General features: G+C 69.0%; 21 protein-coding genes. 14 read left to right on the forward strand and 7 right to left on the reverse strand.

The genetic code is table 11. The annotated features are described in order from the left end of the window. The 3 genes from G554_RS17105 to G554_RS0103700 all read right to left on the reverse strand — a co-directional run. Window positions 1–258 (reverse strand): helix-turn-helix domain-containing protein (locus G554_RS17105; RefSeq protein WP_154654164.1); only part of this gene is annotated, 258 nt, incomplete at its 3' end. A gap of 97 nt (window positions 259–355) precedes the next feature. Then, window positions 356–2,296, reverse strand: a complete 1,941-nt coding sequence (glgB, locus tag G554_RS0103695) for a 1,4-alpha-glucan branching protein GlgB (protein WP_027586849.1) — start codon at window positions 2,294–2,296, stop codon at window positions 356–358. Window positions 2,297–2,436: 140 nt separating this feature from the next. Continuing rightward, window positions 2,437–4,461, reverse strand: coding sequence for an alpha-1,4-glucan--maltose-1-phosphate maltosyltransferase (locus G554_RS0103700; protein ID WP_245569936.1), 2,025 nt, complete (start codon window positions 4,459–4,461; stop codon window positions 2,437–2,439). Window positions 4,462–4,760: 299 nt separating this feature from the next. On the opposite strand from G554_RS0103700, the gene glgP reads away from it, so the two are divergent. Continuing rightward, complete coding sequence (gene glgP / locus G554_RS0103705; RefSeq protein WP_027586851.1) at window positions 4,761–7,313, forward strand: alpha-glucan family phosphorylase; 2,553 nt, start codon at window positions 4,761–4,763, stop codon at window positions 7,311–7,313. Window positions 7,314–7,356: 43 nt separating this feature from the next. Here glgP and glgX read toward each other — a convergent pair whose 3' ends face one another. After that, a complete protein-coding gene (gene glgX, locus G554_RS0103710) occupies window positions 7,357–9,582 on the reverse strand; it encodes a glycogen debranching protein GlgX (RefSeq protein ID WP_027586852.1) in 2,226 nt (741 codons plus the stop codon). A gap of 160 nt (window positions 9,583–9,742) precedes the next feature. Here glgX and G554_RS0103715 point away from each other — a divergent pair, with 160 nt between their 5' ends. The 4 genes from G554_RS0103715 to G554_RS0103730 all read left to right on the forward strand — a co-directional run bounded on the left by G554_RS0103715 (window position 9,743) and on the right by G554_RS0103730 (window position 13,338). Next, a complete protein-coding gene (locus G554_RS0103715; protein ID WP_084648291.1) occupies window positions 9,743–10,903 on the forward strand; it encodes a cysteine desulfurase family protein in 1,161 nt (386 codons plus the stop codon). A gap of 66 nt (window positions 10,904–10,969) precedes the next feature. Then, window positions 10,970–12,097, forward strand: a complete 1,128-nt coding sequence (gene mnmA / locus G554_RS14510; protein WP_281167939.1) for a tRNA 2-thiouridine(34) synthase MnmA — start codon at window positions 10,970–10,972, stop codon at window positions 12,095–12,097. Further along, window positions 12,094–13,089, forward strand: a complete 996-nt coding sequence (locus G554_RS0103725) for a uroporphyrinogen decarboxylase/cobalamine-independent methonine synthase family protein (protein ID WP_036924484.1) — start codon at window positions 12,094–12,096, stop codon at window positions 13,087–13,089. Before mnmA ends, G554_RS0103725 begins: the two co-directional genes overlap by 4 nt. Window positions 13,090–13,131: 42 nt before the next feature. After that, complete coding sequence (locus G554_RS0103730) at window positions 13,132–13,338, forward strand: hypothetical protein (protein WP_027586855.1); 207 nt, start codon at window positions 13,132–13,134, stop codon at window positions 13,336–13,338. A gap of 19 nt (window positions 13,339–13,357) precedes the next feature. Here the strand turns inward: G554_RS0103730 and G554_RS0103735 are convergent, their stop codons facing one another. Continuing rightward, window positions 13,358–13,864, reverse strand: coding sequence for a VTT domain-containing protein (locus tag G554_RS0103735; protein ID WP_036924486.1), 507 nt, complete (start codon window positions 13,862–13,864; stop codon window positions 13,358–13,360). Between the two features lie 34 nt (window positions 13,865–13,898). Beyond that, window positions 13,899–14,510: an ACT domain-containing protein gene (locus G554_RS0103740; protein WP_027586857.1), complete on the reverse strand. Its 612-nt coding sequence runs from the start codon at window positions 14,508–14,510 to the stop codon at window positions 13,899–13,901. Window positions 14,511–14,663: 153 nt separating this feature from the next. On the opposite strand from G554_RS0103740, the gene gatC reads away from it, so the two are divergent. The 4 genes from gatC to G554_RS0103760 all read left to right on the forward strand — a co-directional run bounded on the left by gatC (window position 14,664) and on the right by G554_RS0103760 (window position 20,120). Then, the gene (gene gatC / locus G554_RS0103745; protein WP_027586858.1) at window positions 14,664–14,963 is read left to right on the forward strand and encodes an Asp-tRNA(Asn)/Glu-tRNA(Gln) amidotransferase subunit GatC; all 300 of its coding nucleotides are present in this window, start codon (window positions 14,664–14,666) and stop codon (window positions 14,961–14,963) included. Between the two features lie 29 nt (window positions 14,964–14,992). Further along, complete coding sequence (gatA, locus tag G554_RS0103750) at window positions 14,993–16,537, forward strand: Asp-tRNA(Asn)/Glu-tRNA(Gln) amidotransferase subunit GatA (protein ID WP_027586859.1); 1,545 nt, start codon at window positions 14,993–14,995, stop codon at window positions 16,535–16,537. Then, complete coding sequence (gatB, locus tag G554_RS0103755) at window positions 16,534–18,039, forward strand: Asp-tRNA(Asn)/Glu-tRNA(Gln) amidotransferase subunit GatB (protein ID WP_027586860.1); 1,506 nt, start codon at window positions 16,534–16,536, stop codon at window positions 18,037–18,039. The genes gatA and gatB overlap by 4 nt, the downstream gene beginning before the upstream one ends. Window positions 18,040–18,188: 149 nt before the next feature. Continuing rightward, a complete protein-coding gene (locus tag G554_RS0103760; RefSeq protein ID WP_036924489.1) occupies window positions 18,189–20,120 on the forward strand; it encodes an N-acetylmuramoyl-L-alanine amidase in 1,932 nt (643 codons plus the stop codon). A gap of 11 nt (window positions 20,121–20,131) precedes the next feature. On the opposite strand, the gene G554_RS0103765 is transcribed toward G554_RS0103760, so the two are convergent. Then, window positions 20,132–20,791: a TIGR03085 family metal-binding protein gene (locus G554_RS0103765; protein ID WP_027586862.1), complete on the reverse strand. Its 660-nt coding sequence runs from the start codon at window positions 20,789–20,791 to the stop codon at window positions 20,132–20,134. A gap of 129 nt (window positions 20,792–20,920) precedes the next feature. On the opposite strand from G554_RS0103765, the gene hisI reads away from it, so the two are divergent. The 5 genes from hisI to trpC all read left to right on the forward strand — a co-directional run bounded on the left by hisI (window position 20,921) and on the right by trpC (window position 24,639). Further along, window positions 20,921–21,289 (forward strand): phosphoribosyl-AMP cyclohydrolase, encoded by a 369-nt coding sequence (gene hisI / locus G554_RS0103770; protein WP_036924491.1) that lies wholly within the window; start codon window positions 20,921–20,923, stop codon window positions 21,287–21,289. Then, on the forward strand, window positions 21,286–22,836 hold the full coding sequence (locus tag G554_RS14515; RefSeq protein WP_051232381.1) for a chorismate-binding protein: 1,551 nt from the start codon (window positions 21,286–21,288) through the stop codon (window positions 22,834–22,836). Before hisI ends, G554_RS14515 begins: the two co-directional genes overlap by 4 nt. Before the next feature lie 7 nt (window positions 22,837–22,843). Further along, window positions 22,844–23,431 carry a Trp biosynthesis-associated membrane protein gene (locus tag G554_RS0103780; RefSeq protein WP_027586864.1) on the forward strand — a complete coding sequence of 196 codons (588 nt, stop codon included), beginning with the start codon at window positions 22,844–22,846 and terminating at the stop codon, window positions 23,429–23,431. Between the two features lie 116 nt (window positions 23,432–23,547). Continuing rightward, entirely contained in the window at window positions 23,548–23,784 is a 237-nt protein-coding gene (locus G554_RS0103785; RefSeq protein ID WP_027586865.1) for an HGxxPAAW family protein, read from the forward strand. A gap of 9 nt (window positions 23,785–23,793) precedes the next feature. Beyond that, entirely contained in the window at window positions 23,794–24,639 is an 846-nt protein-coding gene (gene trpC, locus G554_RS0103790; protein ID WP_051232383.1) for an indole-3-glycerol phosphate synthase TrpC, read from the forward strand. Window positions 24,640–24,666: the final 27 nt, after the last annotated feature.

Raw genomic sequence — 24,666 nt, forward strand, 5'->3', positions numbered from 1 at the left:
ACCCCACCGGCGAGTGAACCGCAACGCGACGATCCGATGCTCCGTCTTACGCGAAAGCCGGTTCGGTGACGAGGTGGGCCTCGAACTACGGTCGATCAACGGCAGCCCTGCCCGGTACCTGTCGGCCCACCGCTTCACCGTCGCGGGCGAGCACTGGAACCGTTCCGCCGCCCGCCGCAACGACCAGCCCTGTTCCACGACGAGAACAGCAAGACGACGACGCCCTTCCGGTGTCAAGGGTGCGTTAGCGTGAGTCACGAAGACCTCCGTGGTCAGGAGAGTGAGTGTGGTAACCCATATCCTGCCCGGAGGTCTTCGCTACCTCACCCGTTCACAACCTCCCGGGGAAGTACAGCTAGGCCTGCTGGCCGTCGTCCGGATCTCCGGCCTGTGGGGCCTCGTCGGTGCCCTGGTACTCCAGCCACACCGAGCCCATCGGCGGCACGACGAGGTGACCACTGGCAGGGAAGTCCCGGTACGGCTCGTCGGTGGCCACGATCTGGCCGAGGTTGCCGTATCGGCCGGTGCCGTCGTAGCTCGCCGAGTCGGTGTTGAGGATCTCCTTCCACACCCCGGGGTGGGGCAGTCCGGTGAGGTGGTGCTCCTGGGGATTGGGGGAGAAGTTCGTGAAGCAGGCGATCACCTGGCCATCGGCGTCACGACGCAGCCAGGAGAACATGTTCTCCCCGGCATCGTCGGCGTCCAGCCACTGGAACCCGGCCGGATCGGTGTCCAGCTGCCACATCGCCGAGTGGGCCCGGTAGATGTGGTTGAGATCACGGAACAGCCTCTTGAGCCCGCCGTGACCCCACAGGTCGGCGACGAACCACTCCAGGCTGGCCGACTCGTCGAACTCGTGGCGCTGGCCGAACTCCTGGCCCATGAAGATCAGCTGCTTGCCGGGGAAGGCCCACATGTAGGAGTAGAAGGCCCGCAGGGTGGCGAACTGCTGCCAGTCGTCGCCGTCGACCTTGCTGATCATCGAACCCTTGCCGTGCACGACCTCGTCATGACTGATCGGCAGCACGAAGTTCTCCGAGTACTGGTAGACCATCGCAAAGGTCATCTCGTTGTGGTGGTACTGCCGGTGGAACGGGTTGAGGGCCAGGTATCTCAACGAGTCGTTCATCCAGCCCATGTTCCACTTGAAACCGAAGCCGAGCCCGCCGGCGTCCACCGGCTTGGTGACCCCGGCGAAGCTGGTGGACTCCTCGGCGATCATCAGGATGCCGGGGTGACGCCGGTACAGATGGGCGTTGACATAGCGCAGGAAGTCGATGGCGTCCAGGTTCTCCCGGCCGCCGAACTTGTTGGGCACCCACTGACCCTCGGGGCGCGAGTAGTCCAGGTAGAGCATCGAGGCCACCGCATCGACCCGCAGCCCGTCGACATGGAACTCGCTGATCCAGTACAGCGCATTGGAGACCAGGAAGGACTTCACCTCGTTGCGGCCGTAGTTGAAGACGTAGGTGCCCCATTCCAGGTGCTCCCCCTGGCGGGGGTCGGCGTGCTCGTAGAGGGCGGTGCCGTCGAATCGGCCCAGCGCCCAGTCGTCCTTGGGGAAGTGGCCCGGCACCCAGTCCATGATGACGCCGATACCGGCCTGGTGGAGCTTGTCGATGAGGTAGCGCAGGTCGTCGGGGTTCCCGTAGCGGCTGGTGGGGGAGTAGTAGCCGGTCACCTGGTAACCCCAGGACGGCAGGAAGGGGTGCTCGGCCAGCGGCAGGATCTCGACATGGGTGTAGCCCTGCCACTGCAGGTAGGGGATCAGCTCGTCGGCCAGGTCCCGGTAGCCCAGCCCCTTGCGCCAGCCACCCAGGTGGATCTCGTAGATGCTCATCGGCTCCTGGTAGGCCTTGGACGCGGTGCGCCGGTCGATCCACTCGGCGTCATCCCAGGAGTAGTCCGACTCCCAGACGATGGTGGCGTTACCGGGGGCCTGCTCCGAGAAACGGGCCATCGGGTCGACCTTCTCGTGCCAGTTGCCCCACTGGTCGAGGATCCGGTACTTGTACCGGGCGCCGGGCCCGACTCCTTCGATGAAGGTGCCCCACACCCCCGAGCCCGGGATGATGTGCATGTCGTCGCCGGTCCACCAGTTGAAGTCGGCGATGACCTGGACCGCCTGGGCGTTGGGGGCCCAGACCGCGAACCGGACGCCGGTGATCGGGCCGCGCTCATCGTCCTCGACGGTGACGAGGTGGGACCCCAGCCGCTTCCAGGCCTCGGTGTCGCCACCGGAGTGAAATCCCTCCAGGTCCCATCCGGTGAGTCCTCCAGCGGTGTCGTGAGCCATCTGCGTGATCCTTCCGTGCTGCCAATCGAGATCGTCGCCATTGCCGATCAGGTACGGGTCGTGCTGGTTGGTCTCCAACCTATGCCCCGGGGTGGGGCTGCGGGGGTGATTGGCCCTGGATGTTCGGGGCCGGGTCGGGTTCAGCGTCTCAGGGTGAGGATCCGGGCGGGCTGCGCCGGCCACAGCTGGACCCAGTCGTTGGGTCCCCAGGTGGTGTCCTCGCCGGTGAGCTCGTCGTGCAGCTCGAATGTCGAGCCGGGTTCCAGGCCCAGCGCCGACAGATCCAGATCCAGGTGGGCGTCGGCCCCACTGATCGGGTCGAGCGAGACCACCACGATGACGACGTCGTCGCCGGCCTTCTTGGAGAAGCACATCACCTTGTCGTGGTCGGTCGGGTGGATGGTGACATCGCGCAGCTGCTGGAGTGCGGGGTGGTCCCGGCGGATCCAGTTGAGCCGGGTGATGAGCTCGATGATGTTGGGCTGGGCTTTCCAGTCGCGTGGACGGTACTGGAACCGCTCGGAGTCCAGGTACTCCTCGCGACCCGGCAGGGCCTCGTGCTCGCACAGCTCGAAGCCCGAGTACATTCCCCAGTTCGGGCTCATCATCGATGCCAGCACCGCCCGGATCGCGAACCCGGCGGGGTTGCCGTCCTGGAGGTAGTAGGGGTTGATGTCGGGGGTGTTGGTGAAGAAGTTCGGCCGGTACCAGGCGCTGGTCTGCTGGGAGACCTCGGTGAGGTACTCCTCCAGCTCCCACTTCTCGGTGCGCCACACGAAGTAGGAGTAGCCCTGCTGGAAGCCGACCTTGGCGAGCGCCTGCATCATCTCCGGGCGGGTGAAGGCCTCGGCCAGGAAGATGACCTCGGGATGACGCCGGTGCATCTGCTCCATCAACCAGGCCCAGAAGTTCACCGGCTTGGTGTGCGGGTTGTCGACCCGGAAGATGTGCACCCCGTGGGAGATCCAGAACTCCAGCAGCCTGAGGACCTCCTGGTAGATCCCCTCGGGATCATTGTCGAAGTTGACCGGGTAGATGTCCTGGTATTTCTTCGGCGGGTTCTCGGCATAGGCGATGGTGCCGTCGATGCGGGTGGTGAACCATTCCGGATGGCTCCTCACCCAGGGATGATCCGGGGAGACCTGCAGGGCGAGGTCCAGGGCCACCTCCAGACCGAGCTGGTGGGCGTGGGCCACGAATGCGTCGAAGTCCTCGAAGCTGCCCAGGTCGGGGTGGATGGCGTCATGACCGCCCTCGGCGGAGCCGATCGCCCAGGGGGAGCCCGGGTCGAAGGGTCCGGGGGTGAGGGTGTTGTTGGGACCCTTCCGGAAAGCCCTGCCGATCGGATGGATCGGCGGCAGGTAGACCACGTCGAAGCCCATCGCGGCCGCGGCCTCCAGCCGGTCGTAGCTGGACCTGAAGGTGCCCGATATCCACGAGCCGTCCTCGCGTTGGCGGGCTCCCTGGGAGCGCGGGAAGAACTCGTACCAGGATCCGTAGAGGGCGCGACGACCCTCCACCTGGAGGGGGGTCGGCTGGCTCGCGGTGACCAGCTCGCGTCGGCCGTCGCGGGCCATCACTGCGGCCAGTTGCGGGTCGTGGACGACCTCGGCGAGCAGATCGGCGGCGGGCCGCGAGGGGTCCAGTGCCTCGGTGGCCCTGCCGATCGTCTCCACCGCCTGCGGCCGGCCGGCCTCGGCGGCGCGGTCGGCGGCGTCATCGAGCAGCGCCCGGCCCTCCGCGCAGACCAGCTCGATGTCGACCCCGGCGGCCAGTCGGGCCTGGGCATTGTGATGCCAGGTGCCCCAGGTGTCGGACCAGGCCTCGATGTGCATCAGCCAGTCGCCCTCGCAGAAGGCGTGCACCCGGGCCTGCCAGATGTCCAGGCCCGCCGGCTCGACCTGGTGCATGTCGGTGACCACCCGCTTGCCGCGCGGGCTGGTCAGCACCACCGAGGCGCCCACCATGTCGTGGCCCTCGCGGAAGATATTGGCGGTGACGGGGAATTCCTCGTCGACCACCGCATAGGCCGGTAGCCGGCCCCCCTCGACGACCGGCGAGACGTTGCGGATCGGCAGTCTGCCGAAGCCCCTCAGCGGTAGTGCTCCGGGGGTGTCGATGGCGTGCGGGTCGTGGGGCTGCTGATGGCCGGCGGCCAGTCTCATCAGGGCTGCGATGTCCTCGGCACTGGGCTCCCGGCGATCCGGAGGAGTCGGGGGAGTGGCCTCGGCTCTCGGCTGAATCGGGACGGCTGTTCCCACTGAACCGGAATGACGAGGAGGACGCTTCTTGGTCATGGCACTGTCCTGACTGGAATCGACATTGACTTTCCTCCGCACGGGGGCCACGCTACCGGTCGATCGGAACAATGTCAGTCCCGGCCGGCGGACAATCCGCAGAGAAATGGTGTCCTGTTCCTGAGCCGGGCAGCGGTCCACGCGCGCGGTCATATAGTGTGCCGGTCGTGCGTGCAATCAGACGTTTCATCGTCCAACCAGTGCTTCCTGAATCGCTCAAGCCATTGAGCAAGCTGGCCACCAATCTTCGGTGGAGCTGGAACCTGGACACCAGAGCCCTGTTCGGCGACATCGACCCCCAGCTGTGGGAGGAGGTCCACCACGACCCCTTCAAGCTGCTGGCCCGGGTACCCAGCGACCGCCTCGACATCCTGGCCAATGACAAGCGGTTCGTGCGACGCCTGGAGCTGACCGTCGCCGATCTCGATGAGTACCTCACCGGGGACCTGTGGTTCCAGAACTGGGCCAAGGACCATCCCGAGGCACCACGTGCCATCGGCTACTTCTCCGCCGAGTTCGGCATCACCAAGGTGCTGCCGCAGTACTCCGGGGGGCTGGGCATCCTGGCCGGGGATCACCTCAAGGCGGCCTCCGACAATGGCGTGCCCATCATCGGCGTCGGACTGTTCTACCGCCATGGCTACTTCCGCCAGTACCTCAACGCGGCCGGCTGGCAGCAGGAGCGCTACCCGGTGCTGGACGCCAATGAGATGCCGGTGACGGTGCTGCGCGAGGGTACCGATCCGGTGCTCATCTCGGTGCGGATCGCCGGCAACGAGGTCAAGGCCCAGATCTGGGTGGTCCAGGTCGGCCGGGTGCCGTTGCTGATGCTGGACACCGATATCGACGCCAACCCCGGCGCGCTGCGTGGGGTCACCGACCAGCTCTACGGCGGCGACGCCGATCACCGGCTGGCCCAGGAGGTGCTGCTGGGGGTCGGCGGCGTGCGCGCCCTGCGGGAGTTCTGCCGGATCTCCGGGCACCCGGTGCCCGAGGTCTACCACGCCAATGAGGGCCATGCCGGGTTCCTCGGCCTGGAGCGGATCCGCGAGTACATGGATGCCGGTGATGACTTCGACACCGCTCTGGAACGCACCCGCGCCGGAAACGTCTTCACCACCCACACCCCGGTGCCGGCCGGCATCGACCGCTTCGGACTGGACAAGATCCGCGCCCAGTTCGAGGGATTCGGCAGCCTGCCGATCGACCGGATCCTGGATCTGGGACGCGAGACCTATCAGGGCGGTGATCCCGGCGTCTACAACATGGCGATCCTCGGATTCCGAGCCGGCCAGCGCGCGAACGGCGTCTCCGAACTGCATGGCGAGGTCTCCCGGGAGATGTTCCGCGGCCTGTGGCCGGGGTTCGCCTCCGCCGAGGTGCCGATCGGATCGGTGACCAATGGTGTCCATCACCTCACCTGGATCCATCCCGAGCTGCTCAACCTGCTGCAGCCGGTGGTCGGGGACTCCGGCCCCCAGATCCACGACGGCTGCGACTGGACGGCCCTCAACCGGGTCGACGACCAGACCCTGTGGAGCGCCAAGCGCCACATGCGCACCGCGATGATCGAGATGGCGCGCGAGAGACTGCACGCCAGCTGCCGGTCGCGGGGGATGTCCTCGGACTGGGTGGACGACGCCCTGGACCCCAACGTGCTCACCTTCGGATTCGCCCGTCGTGGCGCCTCCTACAAGCGGCTCACCCTGATGCTCTCGGATCCCGAGCGGCTCAAGAGGCTGCTCAACAACCCGAGCACCCCGATCCAGATCGTGATCGCCGGAAAGGCCCACCCGGCGGACAACATCGGCAAGAGTCTCATCCAGCAGATGGTGCAGTTCGCAGACCAGGAGGATGTCCGCGGCAAGATCGTCTTCCTGCCCGACTACGACATCTCGCTGGCCCGCCCGCTGTACCCCGGCTGCGACGTCTGGATGAACAACCCGCTGCGTCCCCTGGAGGCCTGCGGCACCTCGGGGATGAAGGCGGCCCTCAACGGTGCTGCGAACCTGTCGGTGCGCGACGGCTGGTGGGATGAGTGGTATGACCCGAGGTTCGGCTGGGAGATCCCCTCGGCCGAGGGGATCTCGGATCCGGCCGTCCGTGACGCCCGCGAGGCCGACTCGCTCTACGACATCATCGAGAACGAGATCGTCCCGAAGTTCTACACCCGCGACTCCCACGGCCTGCCGACCAGCTGGCTGAGGATGATGCGGGACACCATCCAGATCCTCGGCCCGAAGATCCTGGCGGCCCGGATGGTCACCGACTACACCGAGAACATGTACACCCCTGCTGCGGTGGCCTCCCGCCAGGTGGAGGGCAAGGCGGCCGAGGAGCTGGCCCGGTGGAAGAGCAAGGTGCGTGCGTCCTGGCCGAAGGTCCAGGTGCGCCGGGTCGAGTCCAGCCTCTCGGAGCGGGTCGCGATGGGCTCCGAGGTGCCATTCGCGGCCTGGGTGGATCTGGACGGGCTGGCGCCCGACGACATCGGTGTCCAGGTGGTGCTCGGACAGGTGGATGCCGACGACTGGCTGCATGATCTGAAGATCGTGCCGATGACCTTGGACGGCACCAACGAGAACGGCATCTCGCACTTCTCGGCGACCGTGCAGATCACCGATCCCGGCTCCTTCGGCTGGACTGTGCGCGCGGTTCCCAAGAACCCGTTGCTGGCCGGCGATGTGGAGATGGGCCTGGCGGCGGTGGCTCCGGGGGAGTGACCACTCGGGGTGACCGGTTCCGCCCGCAGTGGGGCGGAACCGGTCACTCAGCGGTGGAGGGGGGGATCGCAGCCCAGTCCGGGCCCATCTCGGCGGAGGTGAGGTAGTCCTCGACCACGGCATTCTGCAGGCCGGCCGCATCGGTGGAGGCAGCCTCGGGCTCCGGTGCCGCGGTGAGATCGCCTTCCAGGATGATGACGCTTCGCCCGGGCAGGGTGAGAGCGCTTCCCGCTCCCAGCGGACCCTCGGGCACCTCATCGGGCTCGGCGGTGTGGGCGGCCACCGACCAGGAGGTGGACCAGCCGGCCTGCGGCAGCACGACGTCGATCGGATCGGCGCCACGGTTGTACCAGACCAGCAGCGCCTCGTCGAGATCCGAGGTGTACTTGCCCAGCACGGTGCGGCCCTGGTCACCCCAGTCCTCGGGGGTCATCTCGCCGCCGTTGCCGGACAGCCAGGCCAGTTCCACCCGTCCGGTGGACCTGCCGTCGTCATCGAGCACCTGGGCGTCATCATGTCGGTAGGACTCGGGGCGCAGGGTCGGGTGCTCGGCACGCAGCCGGGCCAGGGTGGCCATCAGCTCGGTGAGGTCGGTCCAGGCCTTGGCCTCCTCCCAGTCCACCCAGGAGATCGGGGAGTCCTGGCAGTAGGCGTTGTTGTTGCCGTGCTGGGTGCGGCCGAACTCGTCGCCCGCGACGATCATCGGCACCCCGGCCGAGGTCATCAGGGTGGCGAGGAAGTTGCGGATCTGGCGGTGCCTCAGACCGACCACCGCGGGATCGTCGGTATCACCCTCCCACCCGCAGTTCCAGGAGCGGTTGTCGTTGGAACCGTCGTGGTTGTCCTCGCGGTTGTCGAAGTTCTGCTTCATGTTGTAGGTGACCAGGTCGCGCATCGTGAAGCCGTCGTGGGCGTCCACGAAGTTCACCGAGGCACCGGGGAAGTCGTAGAGGTCATCGGAGCCTGAGACCCGGGTGGCCAGCTCCTGGACCCCGCCGACCGCGCCCCGCCAGAAATCGCGCACGTAGTTGCGGTACTGGTCGTTCCAGCCGCTCCACTGGTCCCCCCAGCGCCCCACCTGGTAGCCGTAGGGCCCCAGGTCCCAGGGCTCGGCGATGTGCTTGACCTGGTTGAGCACCGGGTCCTCGCGGATCAGGGTCTTGAAGGGGTGGTTCTGGTCGACACCGTGATCGGCGTCGCGGATCAGGGTGGTGGCCAGGTCGTAGCGGAACCCGTCGACCCCCATCTCGGTGACCCAGTAGCGCAGCGAGTCCGCGATCAGCGCCAGCACCCCGGGATTCGCGGTGTTGACCGAGTTGCCGCAGCCGGTGACGTCATAGTCGTTGCGGTGGTCATTGGTGAGCCGGTAGTAGGTGCTGTGGTCGATGCCACGGAAGGACAGCGTGGGGCCCTCGTGGCCGCCCTCGCCGGTGTGGTTGTAGACGACATCGAGGATCACCTCGATGCCGGCCCGGTGGAAGGCGGTCACCATGTCCTTGAACTCGCGGACCTGCTCGCCGGTGGTGCCGACCGAACAGTAGGCGCCGTTGGGGGCGAAGAAGCCCAGGGTGTTGTAGCCCCAGTAGTTGCGCAGCCCCTTGCCGACCACGAAGGGCTCGGAGACGAAGTAGTGGACCGGCAGCAGCTCGATGGTGTTGATGCCGACCCGGGTGAGGTGCTCGATCACCGCCGGATAGGCCAGCCCGGCATAGGAGCCGCGCAGATGCTCGGGAACCAGCGGATGGAGCCGGGTGTAGCCCTTGACGTGGGTCTCGTAGATGACGCACTCCTCGATGGGGCGACGCCGGGCGATGGGTTCGGGCGGCGGCGTGCTCTCCACGACCACCGACAGCGGGACGGCACCGGCCGAGTCGCGGGTGTCGGGGGTGTAGTTGGCTCCCTCGGTGTGGTCGAGGATCGGGCCGGAGTAGTCGACCCCTGCGGTGATGGCCCTGGCATACGGGTCGATGAGCAGCTTCGCCGGATTGAACCGGGCGCCCTGGTCGGGATTCCATCGTCCGTGCACCCGGAAGCCGTACCGCTGGCCGGCCTGGATATCGGGGACGAACATCACCCACACGCCATCGGGGCCCTTGGACATCTGCACATTGCGCTGAGTCCGGTCCGGATCGACCAGGGCCAGTTCGACCTGGCTGGCACGCGGGGCCCACAGACCGAATCGGCAGCCGCCGTCCATCAGCTGTGCGCCCAGCACGCTGGAATCGGTGGGCGAGGAGACCGATGTCGTCTCAGCGAGAGCCTGAACCATGGGCGTGAAAACCTCCTGCTGGCGTTGACGCCATTGAGGCGACAGCCGATCATAGCGCCCGGCATCCCTTGTGAGACAGATGTGCGCCGATCTTGCCCGTCAAGCGTAGGACCCGCGCATCGGATTCAGCGACCGGCCGGTGCGGGGATAGTCTGCCGCGGTGAGTCGAGCCGCGGTCCCCGGTGAGTCCTCCCGCCCGGCAGAGGGCGAGGGGGCCAGGAGCTATCTGGACCACGCGGCCACCAGCCCGCTGAGCGGGGCCGCCCTGGCGGCGATGGTGGACACCGGGCCGGTGGCCAATCCCGCCTCGGTGCACACCGCGGGCCGGCATGCCCGGGCGCTGCTCGACGATGCCCGCGAACAGATCGCAGCACTGCTCGGCGTCCGGCCGCTGGAGATCATCCTCACCAGTGGCGGAACCGAGGCCGACACATTGGCCCTGATGGGTGCCGGCGGCACCGGGCAGGTCGGCATCTCGGCGGTCGAGCACGCCGCCATCGCCGGGCTGGGGGCGCCTCATCTGCTCGGGTCGCGGGTGCGGCTGCTGCCGGTCGACTCCGACGGGGTGGTCGACCCCTCGGCGATCGCGACCCTGGACCATCCGAGTCTGGTCTCTGTCATGACGGTCAACAACGAGACCGGCGTCGTCGAACCGGTGGCCGAGTGCGCGCAGGCCGCCCACCGCGCCGGTGCGCTGCTCCACACCGACGCCGTCCAGGGGCTGGGTCATCTGTCGCTGGATCTGGCCGATCGCGGTGTCGATCTCGCCTCCTTCTCGGCGCACAAGATCGGCGGACCGGTGGGGATCGGGGCGCTGTGGGTCCGGCGCGGGGTGCGGGTCGAGGCGGTCGCCGCCGGAGGCGGCCAGGAGGCCGGGGTGCGCTCGGGAACCCAGCAGGTGGCCCTGGCACGTGGATTCGCCGCCGCGCTGGCGCAGGCCCAGGGAGAGCTGGCGGACCGGCTGGAGCGGTGGCACCGGTTGCGGGAGCGGCTGGTGACAGCAGCGCGGCGCATCGAGGCAGTCGCCGTCGACGGCGGGGATCACGTCAGTGAGGCGATCTGCCACCTCAGCGTGGCAGGGGCCCGCGGCGATGACATGCAGCTGCTGCTGGACGCCCGGGGGATCGACTGCTCGACGGGTTCGGCCTGCCACGCCGGAGTGAGCGCCCCCAGCCAGGTGATGCTGGCAATGGGCAGGACGCCGACCGAGGCCTCGAGCTGCCTGCGATTCTCCTTCGGGCCCGCCACCTCGATGGCCGAGATCGACCGACTGACGGCGATCCTGCCCGGGGTGGTCGACCGGGCCCGGGCCGTTCGCTGATCACCGGCGCCGGGCCGAACCGGACGGCGGCAGGTACGATGGGCGGCCGACTGGAGGGAGATCGCCGTGAGGGTGCTTGCCGCAATGTCAGGTGGCGTCGACTCGGCGGTGGCCGCTGCCCGGTTGGTGGCCGCCGGCCACGACGTCACCGGGGTGCATCTGGCGCTGTCGCGCACCCCGCTGGCCTACCGCGAGGGGTCACGCGGCTGCTGCTCGCTGGAGGACTCCTTCGATGCCCGCCGGGCCGCCGACCGGCTCGGCATCCCGTTCTACGTCTGGGACTTCTCGCAGCGGTTCGCCGAGGAGGTGATCCATCCCTTCATCGACGAGTACCGGGCCGGACGCACCCCGAACCCCTGCCTTCGCTGCAATGAGCGGATCAAGTTCGCCGCCGTCCTGGAACGTGGCATGGACCTGGGCTTCGACGCGGTGGCCACCGGCCACTACGCCCGACTGGATGCCACCGGGGATCTCACCCGGATGTACCGGGCGATCGATCCGGGCAAGGACCAGTCCTATGTGCTGGCGGTGCTCAACCAGGACCAGCTGTCCCACTGCCTGTTCCCTCTCGGCGACTCGCTGAAGACCGATGTCCGCGCCGAGGCGGCACGGCTGGGGTTGAGCGTGGCCGACAAGCCGGACTCCTACGACATCTGCTTCATCCCCGACGGGGACACCCCGGGATGGCTCACCGACCAGCTGGGGGAGCAGACCGGGGAGTTCCGCGACGAGACCGGCACGGTGGTCGGCCACCATGACGGCTACCACCATTTCACGATCGGTCAACGGCGCGGACTGCACCTGGGGACCCCCGCGGCCGACGGCAGGCCCCGCTACGTGCTGGACATCGAGCCGGTCTCCAACACCGTGACGGTGGGGCCCGGCGAGGACCTGGAGGTGCACCACCTGGAGGCGATCCGTCCGGTCTGGTGCTCAGCCGCCCCTGGCGCCAGCTGGCGTGGTCAGGTGCAGGTCCGTGCTCACGGCACCCCCGTCGGCTGCCGGGTCCAGATCGCACCGGGTGGGGTGCGGATCGACCTGGAGACGTCGTTGCGGGGGGTCGCTCCCGGCCAGGCCGCGGTGCTCTACGACGGTGATCTGGTGATCGGCTCGGCCACCATCTGCGGCACCGATCGGGCCGGCACCGACATCGCCCATGCCGGGCAGCCCGGAGTGGACGGTGCCCTCCGATGAGGGCGACTGGAATCGGCTCCCTGCCGGGCACTGATTTCCGTGGCGCAGTGGCGGCGATGGCCGAGTGCTTCCCGGAGTCGGTGCCCCTTCCGGAGCTTCCCGACCGCGGACTGCCGGCCGGGATCCTCGGCCGTGCCACCGCCCTGCTCGATGAGCTGCCGGTCGACCTGGGACCGGGCGGCTGGCGGCTGGCCGACGGCGATGATGCGGCGGCTCGCGCGGCCAGGTCCTGGTGGCGTCGCGACCTCGACGACCTGGAGGAGACCCTGGCCGGTGAGGCCGCCACCGTCAAGGTCGCGGTCTGCGGCCCTCTGACGCTGGCCGCGGGTCTGCATCTGCGCCACGGCGAGGTGCTGCTGGGCGACCCGGGCGCGCTGCGCGATGCCGGCCAGTCCCTGGCGGCCGGGATCGGCGCCCTGCAGGTCGAACTCGGACGTCGGATGCCCCGGGTGCGCTGGCTGTGGCAGCTCGACGAACCCGCCGCACCGGCGGTGCTCGCCGGTCGGATCCCGACCCAGTCGGGACTGCACCGCCACCGGCCGATGGATCTGCAGATCGCTGTCGGGCTCTGTCGCGAGGTGGTGGCGGCGGTTCGGACCGCCGGAGCCGAGGAGACCGGCTGGCACTGCTGCGCCGGTGAGGTCCCCTGGGATCTGCTCGACCGGATCGACGTCGACGACGTGCTGGTCGACCTCTCGCTGCTGGACACCGCCGGGATCGGTCACTGTGCGCAGTGGCTGGAGTCGGGAAGGCGGGTGGGTCTGGGGGTGGTGCCGACCGCCGTCCCCGACCGGGTGGCGGACGCCGACCGGATCATCGGCGGGTTGAAGGAGTTCACCCACAAGGTCGGCGTCGGCCCCGATCTGGTCCGGACCGATGGTCTGCTGACCCCCGCCTGCGGGCTGGCCGGCTGGTCCCAGCCGGTGGCCTGGCGGCAGTGCCGCGAGCTGTCGCGGGCGGCCGGACTGGCCGAGGAGGCCCTCCAGGACTGACGGGGTCGGTGGTCCGGCCGGCCGGCGGCTAGCATGGCAGAGGTGGGCATCTTCACCGACCTCAACCTCAACGGCCGCACACCGGTGCGCGTCCAGCCGAAGATCGGGGAGTGGGGCCCGGCCGGCGTCCCCTCCACCCGGGCCAAGAGGATCCAGCGGATCATCGCACCGATCGCCTTCGTGCTGGTGATGGCCGCGCTGGGTGCGCTGTTCTACTACTTCTACCGGATCCTCATCCCCCAGGGCTGAGTCCCCGATGCCGGCACCGCTAGATCACCAGGTGGACACCCCACCGGGTGGCCAGCGCCAGCAGCAGGCAGCGGATGAAGAATCCGACCGTGACCCACACCGAGAACCACCAGAAGTTCATCCTCGTGGTGGCGGCGTAGATCACCACCAGGTAGACCGGCGGGATCCCGCTGATCGCTGAGATCAGCAGGATCGGCATCCCCCATCGCGGATTCTCGACCAGCTTGGCCGTGCGGGTGTTCCAGCGCTGCCATCTGCAGCGCCAGGAACCAGGCTGTGCCGGCTTCTTCTGTCGGTGCGAGAAGACGGAGAGCTGGCGGCCCTTGCGGATCGCAAGGAACATGATCTGCTTGCCCAGCCCGTGGCCCAGAGCCAGGCCGATCGAGACCTCGAGGGGCCCCAGCAGGCCGCTGGCCAGCGAGCCCACGATGAAGATCTCCGAGTTGAGTACCGGAATCAGGCTGGAGGCGATGCCGAAGCCGAAGGCCGAGGCGATCTCGTACCAGAACCTCGCCGTCAGCCACACGGATGTCTCCAGGAGCACCACCGACGTGTTCCGCTCAGTTCGCCAGAGCGGCCAGGTGCTGCAGGCGGTTGAGCTCGGAGGCCAGGAACTCCGGGCCCCCCTGGCGTCCCAGCACCAGGCCCCGGCCGGCAGCCAACGGGGCGACCGCCACCACGGTGTCCCCCCAGCCCGGCATCCAACCGTCGGACAGTTCGACCGAGTGGGTGGCGTCGAGCGGGTCGAGCAGCTGAACGGCCTCGGGGGTGAACTCGGGGGCCAGCGCGGTGGAGGTGATCACGGACCGATCGGCGGCGAACAGCGCCGCCCACTGGCAGTGGAAGACCACCGGGGTCGCCTCGGTGAGGATCTCGGCCCCGTGGGCCGGATCGTCGGCCATCCGGTTGAGAGTGGCGATGTCGGACTCGATGCCCCAGTTCTCCGGGTAGCGCGACAGCCACAGCACGTTCACCCCGTCGAGCATGTCGCAGGCCGACACCAGGGTGTCGGGAAGGGTGCTCGGCGGAAGGGTGAGGATGAAGTCGTCGATGGCGTAGCCGGGACCCTTCTCGACGATCTCGACGGCGGAGATGTCAGCGTTGACCGTTCCCATCGCGGTGGCGACGAGTCCCAGCGAACCTGGGGTGTCGGGCAGCTGGATCCGAAGCATGAGCACGGGTCGATTCTCCCCCCGCCGGGCACTGCTCCCAAATATCGGCAGCACCGGCCGTGTCCGGGGGGCTCGGCGACAGGCCCTAGGATGTGGCCGAAGGGCCGTGGGACTCACCGGCCCACTCTGTTTCCGTCACTCAGGAGGATCATCGTGGCTCTGACGCCGGATGAGGTCGTCCGCCTGGCCGGTCTGGCACGAATCGAGCTCACCGCAGAGGAGACCGCGATGCTGGCGCCCCAGCTCGATGTCATCCTCGACGCGGTGGCCACCGTGTCGGAGGTCGCCACCGACGATGTGCCACCCACCTCTCATGCGCTGCCCCTGGTCAACGCCTTCCGTGCCGACCGGGTGCGGCCCTCGATGCCCGCCGCCGAGGCGCTGGCGATGGCCCCACGGGCCGAGCAGAGCCGGTTCCGGGTGCCCAGGATCCTCGACGAGGGAGCACAGTGATGTCTGAGCCGCAATCCCCGCGCACCTCGATGACCGACGCCGTGACCACCGGCGGCGCCGAGATCCTCACCTCCAGCGCCACCGACCTGGTGGCCGCGATGGAGGCCGGTCAGGTGTCCTCGGTCGAGATCACCCAGGCCTGCCTGGACCGCATCGAGGCCGTCGACCGACAGGTGCACGCCTTCCTCACCGTCGACGCCGAACGGGCCCTCCGTCAGGCTCGCGAGGTCGACTCACGGCGGGCCGCGGGCCAACGGCTCGGACCGCTGGCCGGTGTCCCGCTGGCCGTCAAGGATCTCTTCTGCTACCAGGGGATGGTCACCACCGCGGCTTCCAGGATGCTGGCCGGATGGGTCTCCCCGTACACCTCCACGGTGGTCCAGCGATGCGTGGACGCCGGGATGGTGATTCTGGGCAAGACCAACCTCGATGAGTTCGCGATGGGCTCCTCCACCGAGACCTCGGCCTTCGGCCCGACCCACAACCCCTGGGACCTGGAACGGATCCCCGGCGGTTCGGGCGGCGGCTCCGCCGCGGCGCTGGCGGCCTTCCAGGCCCCGCTGGCACTGGGCACCGACACCGGCGGCTCGATCCGGCTGCCGGCGGCTCTGACCGGCACGGTCGGCGTCAAGCCCACCTACGGCGGTACCTCCCGATACGGCGTCATCGCGATGGCCAGCTCCCTGGACCAGCCCGGGCCCTGTGCCCGCACGGTGGCCGATGCCGCCCTGCTGCACCAGGTGATCGCCGGCTACGACCCGATGGACCAGACCTCCATCCCGCGCGATGTCCCCCCGGTGGTCGAGGCCTGCCGACAGATCGACCTGGCCGGGATGCGGCTGGGAGTGGTCACCGGCCTGTCCGGCCAGGGCTACGCCCCGGGCGTCACCCAGCGCTTCGAGGAGGCGGTGGCGGCGCTGCGGGGCGCCGGCGCCGAGGTCATCGAGGTCTCCTGCCCGCACTTCGAGCACGCCCTGGGTGCCTACTACCTCATCCAGCCCGCCGAGGTCTCCAGCAACCTGGCCCGCTATGACGCGATGCGCTACGGGCTGCGTCTCGACGACGACGGGGAGCACTCCGCCGAACAGGTGATGGCCGCCAGCCGGGGCGCCGGCTTCGGTGCCGAGGCCAAGCGCCGGATCATCCTGGGCACCTATGCGCTGTCCAGTGGCTACTACGACGCCTACTACGGCTCGGCCCAGAAGGTCCGCACCCTGATCTCCCGGGACTTCGAGGCCGCCTGGGCGACCTGCGACGCACTGATCTCCCCGACCACCCCGACCACCGCCTTCAGGATCGGGGAACGGACCGACGACCCGCTGGCGATGTACCAGGCCGATCTGTGCACCATCCCGGCGAACCTGGCCGGAATCGCCACCGGCTCCTTCCCGGCCGGGCTGGCCCCCGAGGACGGCCTTCCGGTCGGACTGCAGGTGATGGCCCCGGTGCTCTGCGATGACCGGGTCTACCGTGTCGGCGCCGCCCTGGAGGCGCAGCTGGAGGCCGCCTGGGGAGGCCCCCTGCTGGCGTCGATCCCGCCGCTGGGCGCTGCCGCGAAGGAGGATGTCCGATGAGCAGCTGGACCACCGATGACCTGATGGACTACGACGAGGTGATGGAACGCTTCGACCCGGTACTGGGCCTGGAGGTCCACGTCGAGCTGTCGACCGCCTCGAAGATGTTCTGCGGCTGCTCCACGGACTCGGACGCCGACCCCAACACCCACGTCTGTCCGGTCTGCCTCGGCCTGCCGGGATCACTTCCGGCGATCAACGGCCATGCCGTCGAGTCGGCGATCCGGATCGGTCTGGCGCTCAACTGCCAGATCGCGCCGTGGTGCCGGATGGCCCGGAAGAACTACTTCTACCCGGACATGACCAAGGACTACCAGATCTCCCAGTACGACGAGCCGATCTGCCATGACGGCCATCTGGACCTGGAGGTCGACGGGCAGAGCTACCGGGTGGAGATCGAACGGGCCCACATGGAGGAGGACGCCGGGAAGTCTCTGCACGTCGGCGGCTCCGACGGTCGTATCCAGGGTGCCGCCTTCTCACTGATGGACTACAACCGGGCCGGCGTGCCGCTCATCGAGATCGTCACCAAGCCGGTGCGGGGGCTGGGCGCCAAGGCACCTGCGGTGGCCCGGGCCTACATGGCCCAGTTGCGCGACATCATGATCGCGCTGGGGGTCTCCCACGCCAGGATGGAGAAGGGCAACCTGCGCTGCGATGCCAATGTCTCGCTGATGCCCAAGGGCTCCGATGAGCTGGGAACCCGCACCGAGACCAAGAATGTCAACTCGCTGCGCTCGGTCGAGGGTGCTCTGAGCTACGAGATCCGCCGCCAGGGGGCGGTGCTGGCCTCGGGGGGCAGGGTCCGCCAGGAGACCCGGATGTGGCAGGAGTCCGGCGAGTACACCATCGCCGGGCGTGAGAAGTCCGATGCCGAGGACTACCGCTACTTCCCCGAGCCCGATCTGGTGCCGATCGAGTGCAGCGCCAGCCGGGTCGAGGAGCTTCGCGCCACACTGCCGGAGCTGCCTGCCGCCAAACGGGCCCGGCTGGCGGCCGAGTGGTCATTCGATGAGACGGAGATGGCCGCCGTGCTCAACGCCGGTGCGCTGGATCTGCTGGACGCCACCGTGACCGCCGGGGCCGCTCCCGAGGCGGCCCGCAAGTGGTGGCTCAGCGAGCTGTCGCGGCGGGCCAACGAGGCCGGCTGCGAGCTCTCGGAGGTCGGCATGACGCCGGTCCAGGTCGCCGAGCTCCAGGCACTGGTCGACGACGGCAGCCTCACCGACAAGCTCGCCCGCCAGGTGATCGACGGGGTGATCGCCGGGGAGGGGGATCCCCAGCAGGTGGTCGCCTCCCGTGGCCTGGCCGTGGTCTCCGATGACGGCGCCCTGGGGGCTGCCGTCGATGAGGCGATCGCCGCCAACCCGGGGGTCGCCGAGAAGATCCGCGGCGGCAGGGTCCAGGCCGCCGGCGCTCTCATCGGGCAGGTCATGAAGGCGATGCACGGCCAGGCCGACGCCAAGCGGGTCCGCCAGATCATCCTGGAGAAGTTGTCCTGACCGGTCGCAACACAACTGTCATGCTCCTGGAACAGGAGTGGCCCCCCGTGGTGGGAGAGTCAGTCCATCGGCCCGGGGGAGGGGCACCTCCCGGGGCCGCGCCCACCGTCGGAGACTCCCCGGGGGCCTGAGTCACAGGGAAGAGCGGCATGGCATCCATCACGCGTCGGCATTTTCTGTTCGCAACCCTGGCCGTCTCGGCCACCGCGGCGACCGGCACCATTCTCGGCGAGCAACCGGCGCTGGCGGTGGACCACAGCGCCGAGTTCGCCCGGGCAGCGGCCAGGTACCAGGTTCCGGCCGCGCTGCTGGCCTCGGTGTCCTACGGGCAGACCACCTGGACCGATCACGCCGGGCGTCCCTCGACGGCCGGCGGCTACGGTCCGATGCATCTGGTCGACGGCGCCAGGGCCGCGGCGATCCGAACCGAAGTCGCCGACAAGAAGACCGGCGTCATCGACACCCTCGGCCAGGCGGCCGCCCTCACCGGGTACTCGGCCGAGCAGCTGAGAACCGATCCCGCCGCCAACATCATGGGCGCCGCCGCCCTGCTGGCCGGCACCCAGAAGCACCTGGGGCTTCCGGTCGGCAGCCAGACCGATCCGGCCAGCTGGTACTCCGCTGTCGCCGACATCAGCGGTCTGAGCTCGGCCTCGGCACAGCGGACCTTCGCCGACGGCGTCCTGGCGGACCTGCGCACCGGAGCGGTCAAGACCGTGGAAGGGGGCACCCTGAAACTGGCCGCCAGAGCGGTGGGCACTCCCACCGCTCAGCGCGCCCGGCTCACCGCCAGGATCCAGATGGCGATCAAGTGCAGGCCCGGTTCCTCCGATCCCCGCATCGACGCCCCCCGCGGGATGGACATCGAATGGGTCGAGGCCCCCTACGAGGAGTACGACGAGTACGGCGACTACGGCAATCACGACCTGGCCTCCCGGCCCAGGACGCCGGCGCTCAGCATGATCGTCATCCACGACACCGAGTGCTCCTACGACGTGGCCCTCCAGCTCGTCCAGGAGGCCACTTACCTGGGCTGGAACTACACCTTCCGGTCGGCCGACGGCCGGGTCGCCCAGCATCTGCTGACCAAGGACATCGGCTGGCACGCCGGCAACTGGTACGTCAACAGCCACGCGATCGGCGTCGAGCATGAGGGCTACGGCGCGGTCGGCGACGAGACCTGGTACACCGAGCCGATGTACCGCAACTCGGCACGGTTGGTCGGCTACCTGGCCCGCAAGTACCGGATCAGGATGGACCGGGCCCACATCCTCGGCCACGACCAGGTTCCCGGCGTCGACACCGGCCACATCCCCAGTCAGCACTGGGACCCCGGCCCGTTCTGGGACTGGGAGCACTACTTCGCGCTGATGGGTGCCGACCTGCGTCGGGGCACTCTGCGCCGGCCCGCCAGGACGGGCGAGGTGGTGCGCATCCTGCCGGGTTTCGACCGCAACACCCAGCCGTTGACCGGTGCCGACGGGGACGCCGGCAAGTCCTACCCGGCCGGAACCGGGATGAACTTCGTCACCCTGTACACCGCCCCCGATGCCAAGGCACCGATCTACAACGACCTCGGGCTGCACCAGACGGGCCAGCCCGGATCCTCCTTCGTCTCCGACATGGGAGGTCGGATCTCGGCCGGTTGCGATTTCGTGGTGGCCGAGGTCAAGGGGGACTGGACGGCGGTGTGGTACCTCGGCGACAAGGTCTGGTTCAGCAATCCGCGCCGCAATCCCACGGCGGTCGTGGTGCCCTTCGCCAAGGTCGTCACCCCGAGGCGGGCCACCGCCCCGGCGGCGACCTACGGGGTGGCGTACCCGGAACCGGAGGCCTACCGCAATCCCGACGACGTCACCGAGCTGTCGCCGCTGCTGTACAAGCTGCCGGCCGGCCAGTCCTATGTGCTCTACGACGACAAGAGCCCTGCCGACTACTACAAGGCATGGACCTACACACTGGATGATCCCGATGATCACATCGACATCGTCGGAAAGCTCAAGTACTACATGATCAGTCTGGGACACCGGATCGGCTACGTGCTGGCCAGCGAGGTCGAGGTGAGGCCGGCGCGGTTCTGATCGAGGCTGGCTCAGACGCTCAGCTCGGCGCCGCGGAACCGCTCCACCGTCTCGGGTTCCCCGAGGATCTCGACCTGGGCGGCGTCCTTGCGCCCGAAGCAGTAGAGCAGCACCTCCGAGGGAAGGCCCACCAGGGTGACGACACGGTCACCCGGGTGCAGCCAGATCTCGTGCAGGCTGCCGGTCTGGTCGGTGAGCTCGGCGCGCACCGCGACCGGGCTGCGCCGGGTCAGCAGCCTGCCGCTGCGTGCCAGGGCGGTGGCCAGGTGGGTCTGGGTCTGACGACCCAGCCTGCGCGGGGTGGTCCCCGGCCCGCCGAAACCGGGCTGGGCGCGCAGCAGGTCCTCGTGGTGGATGAAGTACTCCGCACCGTTGGCCAGCCGGTCCAGCCCCGGGATCCGGAAGACCGAGAACCGGTCCGGGCCGGTCCGGAACCGCTCAACCCGTTCGGTGAAGCTGCCGGAGTGCTCCATCCTCTCGGTACGGGCTGCGCCGATCCGGTCGAACAGCTCCACCGCGGTGCCCACCGCCCCGATCGGGTCGTTCTCTCGGATCAACAGATGACACAACAGGTCATCGGCCAGCCATCCCTGGCACAGCGTCGGGGCTGCCGGTCCCAGCCTGTCCAGATCATCGGCCAGTGCGGCCCTCTCGGTGCGTGCCAGCGACATCGGCGTCCCTCTCGGTGGTGGATCTACTCCTCCATCCTGCCGCACACCGGCCCAGCTGCGAAGAGCCGACGGTGTTCCGGCCGCCGGCTGATTCCTCACCCCAGCCGGTCAGCGACCATAATGAGAGCCATGCCACTGGACCCCTCGATCGCCTCCCGCCTCAAGCGCAACGATGCCGGACTCGTTCCGGCCGTCGTCCAGGAGGCCGGCAGCCACGACATCCTGATGCTGGCCTGGATGGACGACGAGGCACTGGCCCGCACGCTGGCCACCCGCAGGGCCACCTACTGGTCGCGCTCCCGCCAGGAGTACTGGGTCAAGGGGGAGACCTCGGGACACACCCAGCATGTCCGGGAGGTCAGGTTGGACTGCGACGGGGACACCATCCTGCTGGTCGTCGACCAGACCGGTGGCGCATGCCACACCGGTGATCACAGCTGTTTCGACGCCGACCTGCTGCTCTCCGAGCGCCCCGCCACCGCTGAGGCCACGGCATGACGGCCGTCACCGGGACCCGGCCACTGCGCCACGGTCTGATCGTCGAGCCCTCCCTCGAGCAGTTCCGCCGGCTGGCCGCCGATCCGCATCGCGGGGTCATCTCGGTGCACGCCCGGCTGGTGGCCGACGACGTCACCCCGGTCGGCGTCTACCACCAGCTGTGCGACCGCCGCGAGCTCACCTTCCTGCTCGAGTCGGCCGACGCCGGGATCTGGTCGCGCTGGTCCTTCATCGGGGTGCGCTGCGAGACCGCGCTCACCACCGACCAGGGGACGGCCCGCTGGATCGGTACCCCGGTCGCCGGACTGGAGGCCGAGGAGGACCCGCTGGCCGCCCTCAAGGGGGCGCTCACCAGCCTGCAGTCACCGCGCGAGGCCGGTATGCCGCCGCTCACCTCCGGATTCATCGGCTACCTCGGTTACGACATCGTGCGCCGCATCGAGCAGATCGGTGACGACACCGTCGACGACCTGCACCTTCCCGAACTGTGCTTCATGCTGGTCGGCGACATGGCAGTGGTCGACCACCGGAGCGGTGAGCTGTGGCTGATCTCCAACGAGTACCGGCCCGGCGCCGACCCCGATGGGGTGGAGGCCGCCTGGCACCGGGCGGTCGGACGCATCGAGGAGATGGCCGACCAGATCTGCCGGCCCCACCAGAGCCTGGCCGGGGTCGACCACGGGCTGGCCGATGTCACCATCACCCGCCAGCGCACCCCCGAACAGTTCGCCGGGATGGTCGACACCGCGATCGAGCAGATCAGGGACGGCGAGATCTTCCAGGTGGTGCCCAGTCAGCGGTTCGACATCCCGACCGCCGCCGACGCCCTGGACATCTACCGGCAGCTGCGCCGCTACAACCCCAGCCCCTACCTGTATCTGCTGAGGCTGCCCGGGTTCTCGGTGATCGGATCCTCTCCGGAGGCCCTGGTGACGATGACCGATGGGGTGGCCACCACCCATCCGATCGCCGGCACCCGCCCGCGCGGCGCCACTGCCGCCGAGGACCAGCGACTGGAGGCCGAGCTGCTGGCCGACGAGAAGGAGCGCTCCGAGCACACCATGCTGGTCGACCTGGGTCGCAACGACATCGGCCGGGTCTCGAGACCGGGGACGGTCAATGTCACTGAGTTCATGCATGTCGGGCGGTACTCGCGAGTGATGCACCTGGAGGCTGCGGTGACCGGCGTCCCCGCGGAGGGGGTCGACGCGCTGGATGTCACCTTGTCCTGCTTCCCGGCCGGCACCCTGTCGGGAGCCCCGAAGATCCGCGCCATGCAGATCATCGAGGTCCTCGAGAAGACCCGCCGGGGTGTCTACGGGGGAGTGGTCGGCTACTTCGACCTCAACGGCAACTCCGACTGCGCGATCGCCATCCGCACTGCGGTGCTGGTCGACGGGGTGGCCAGGATCCAGGCCGGAGCCGGCATCGTGCTGGACTCGGTCGGGGCCAATGAGAACCGCGAGTGCGAGAACAAGGCCGCGGCGGTGGTCGACGCGGTGCGCGGGGCCGAGGCCTGGGTGCGCCACCGCGACCAGCAGAGCTGAGCAGCTGGTGAGCACTGACACCCTGCCGAGGGGTCCGAGGGCGGTTCTGATGGGGCTTCCCGCAGTCTGTGCGGTGCTGGTGATCGCCGCCTCCCGTCAGGCCTGGCGGCGGGTGGGTGCGGTCTCGGCCAGCGGTTCCCAGCTCACCGGTGGGCTGGTCGACGGGCTGGGCATGCTGGGGCTGGCCGGCTGCGCCCTGCTGCTGGTGACGGCAACCACCGGGCGCCGGCTGGTCGGGATACTGCTGGTCCTGGTCGGGGTGGCGACGGTGGTCGGGATCGGGCTGGACTCCCAGTTCAGCGCCGCCGAATGGGCCAGGCATGGTGTCGCCACCGGTTCGGGGTCGGCGAGCCCGCTGCTGGCTGCCGGTTGGCTGGCGGTGGTCGCGGCGGCAGTGATGGCCCTGGACGGTCTGGCGCTGGCGGTGTGGGCGGCCCGCTGGCCGGCCAGGGCATCACGGTTCAGCCGGACACATGACCTGCGACCGATCAGCGCCGAGGACGACCCCCGTCAGGTGTGGGCCGCGATGGACCGGGGAGAGGACCCCACCGCACACGACCCCCCTGCCACATCCGAGGGCCGGGGCAGCAACTGACCACTCGGCGATCAGCCCCCGGCGCCGCGTTCTTGCGCGCTACAGTGCCGAGCGTAGGGGGCGCACCGCGCCATCCGACCGATGCACGCCAGACATCACGCCTTCCAGGAGGAGCCATGAGCCGCGAGACCGCCACCACGGTGACAGCCAGCAAGGGTCGCACGTACCCCGATGGGAAGAGCCCCGCCGCCTGGACCGGGACAGCCATCGCCGTCGTCGGTTTCGTCATCGCCACCGTCGGTGCGATGGCCGGGCCCAACTGGGTGCTGTGCATCATCGGAGGTGCCCTGGTGGCGCTGGCGATCGTGGCAGTGCTGGTCCTCAAGGCCCTCGGCTACGGCCAGAGCTACTGAGAGGTGCCGATGTCGGCAATCACACCCGGACAGCCCGGTATCTCCGCGCCCGGCACCCCCCGGCCGACCGGAACCGTCCTGGACGGCATCATCGCCGGGGTGCTCACCGATCTGCGTGAGCGCCAACTGCTGGTCAGCGAGGCCAGTCTGCGAGGGGCCATCGACCTGGTCGCCGCTCCACTGGACCCGCTGCCGGGACTGAGACGCCCGGGGCTGTCGGTGATATCGGAGGTCAAGCGGTCCAGCCCCTCCAAGGGGGCACTGGCCGAGATCCCCGACCCGGCGGCCCTGGCGCGGCGCTACCAGGCCGGCGGGGCAGCGGCGATCAGCGTGCTCACCGAGCAACGACGGTTCGGCGGCACCCTGGCCGATCTGGACCAGGTGCGCGGACACGTCTCCATCCCGGTGTTGCGCAAGGATTTCGTCGTCACCGAGTACCAGGTCCTGGAGGCCCGCGCCCATGGTGCCGACCTCGTGCTGCTCATCGTGGCAGCACTGGAGGACCGCGAGCTGGCCGGCCTGTACCGGCTGGCCGTCAGCCTCGGGATGACCCCGCTGGTCGAGGTGCACACCCCCCAGGAGGCCCACCGGGCCGCCGAACTGGGCGCCCGGCTGATCGGGGTCAACGCCCGTGACCTCAAGACCCTGCAGGTCGACACCTCGCACTTCGGCACCCTTCTGGGCCTGCTGCCCGAGGAGGCGGTGAAGGTGGCCGAGTCCGGAATCCTCACCCTGAAGGACGCCGTGTCGGCCAGCCAGGCCGGTGCCGACGCGATCCTGGTCGGTGAGGCGCTGGTGCGCTCCGGGGATCCCGGAGCATTCCTCGCCGAGATCTCCCGGGCCACCGGCTCCTGATCAGCCCCCCCGACAACCCCTCCCGTC

Origin of the sequence: Acidipropionibacterium thoenii DSM 20276 (assembly GCF_000423445.1) — a bacterium.
GTDB classification, from domain to species: Bacteria; Actinomycetota; Actinomycetes; order Propionibacteriales; family Propionibacteriaceae; genus Acidipropionibacterium; species Acidipropionibacterium thoenii.

Excerpts from the sequence above, each read along its gene's own strand:
- glgB (WP_027586849.1), bottom strand. The coding sequence starts at position 2,296 with ATGGCTCACGACACCGCTGGAGGACTCACCGGATGGGACCTGGAGGGA.
- G554_RS0103700 (WP_245569936.1), bottom strand. The coding sequence starts at position 4,461 with ATGAGACTGGCCGCCGGCCATCAGCAGCCCCACGACCCGCACGCCATC.
- glgX (WP_027586852.1), bottom strand. The coding sequence starts at position 9,582 with ATGGTTCAGGCTCTCGCTGAGACGACATCGGTCTCCTCGCCCACCGAT.
- G554_RS0103725 (WP_036924484.1), top strand. The coding sequence starts at position 12,094 with ATGAGGGCGACTGGAATCGGCTCCCTGCCGGGCACTGATTTCCGTGGC.
- G554_RS0103740 (WP_027586857.1), bottom strand. The coding sequence starts at position 14,510 with ATGCTTCGGATCCAGCTGCCCGACACCCCAGGTTCGCTGGGACTCGTC.
- gatA (WP_027586859.1), top strand. The coding sequence starts at position 14,993 with ATGACCGACGCCGTGACCACCGGCGGCGCCGAGATCCTCACCTCCAGC.
- gatB (WP_027586860.1), top strand. The coding sequence starts at position 16,534 with ATGAGCAGCTGGACCACCGATGACCTGATGGACTACGACGAGGTGATG.
- G554_RS0103760 (WP_036924489.1), top strand. The coding sequence starts at position 18,189 with ATGGCATCCATCACGCGTCGGCATTTTCTGTTCGCAACCCTGGCCGTC.
- G554_RS0103765 (WP_027586862.1), bottom strand. The coding sequence starts at position 20,791 with ATGTCGCTGGCACGCACCGAGAGGGCCGCACTGGCCGATGATCTGGAC.
- hisI (WP_036924491.1), top strand. The coding sequence starts at position 20,921 with ATGCCACTGGACCCCTCGATCGCCTCCCGCCTCAAGCGCAACGATGCC.
- G554_RS14515 (WP_051232381.1), top strand. The coding sequence starts at position 21,286 with ATGACGGCCGTCACCGGGACCCGGCCACTGCGCCACGGTCTGATCGTC.
- G554_RS0103785 (WP_027586865.1), top strand. The coding sequence starts at position 23,548 with ATGAGCCGCGAGACCGCCACCACGGTGACAGCCAGCAAGGGTCGCACG.
- trpC (WP_051232383.1), top strand. The coding sequence starts at position 23,794 with ATGTCGGCAATCACACCCGGACAGCCCGGTATCTCCGCGCCCGGCACC.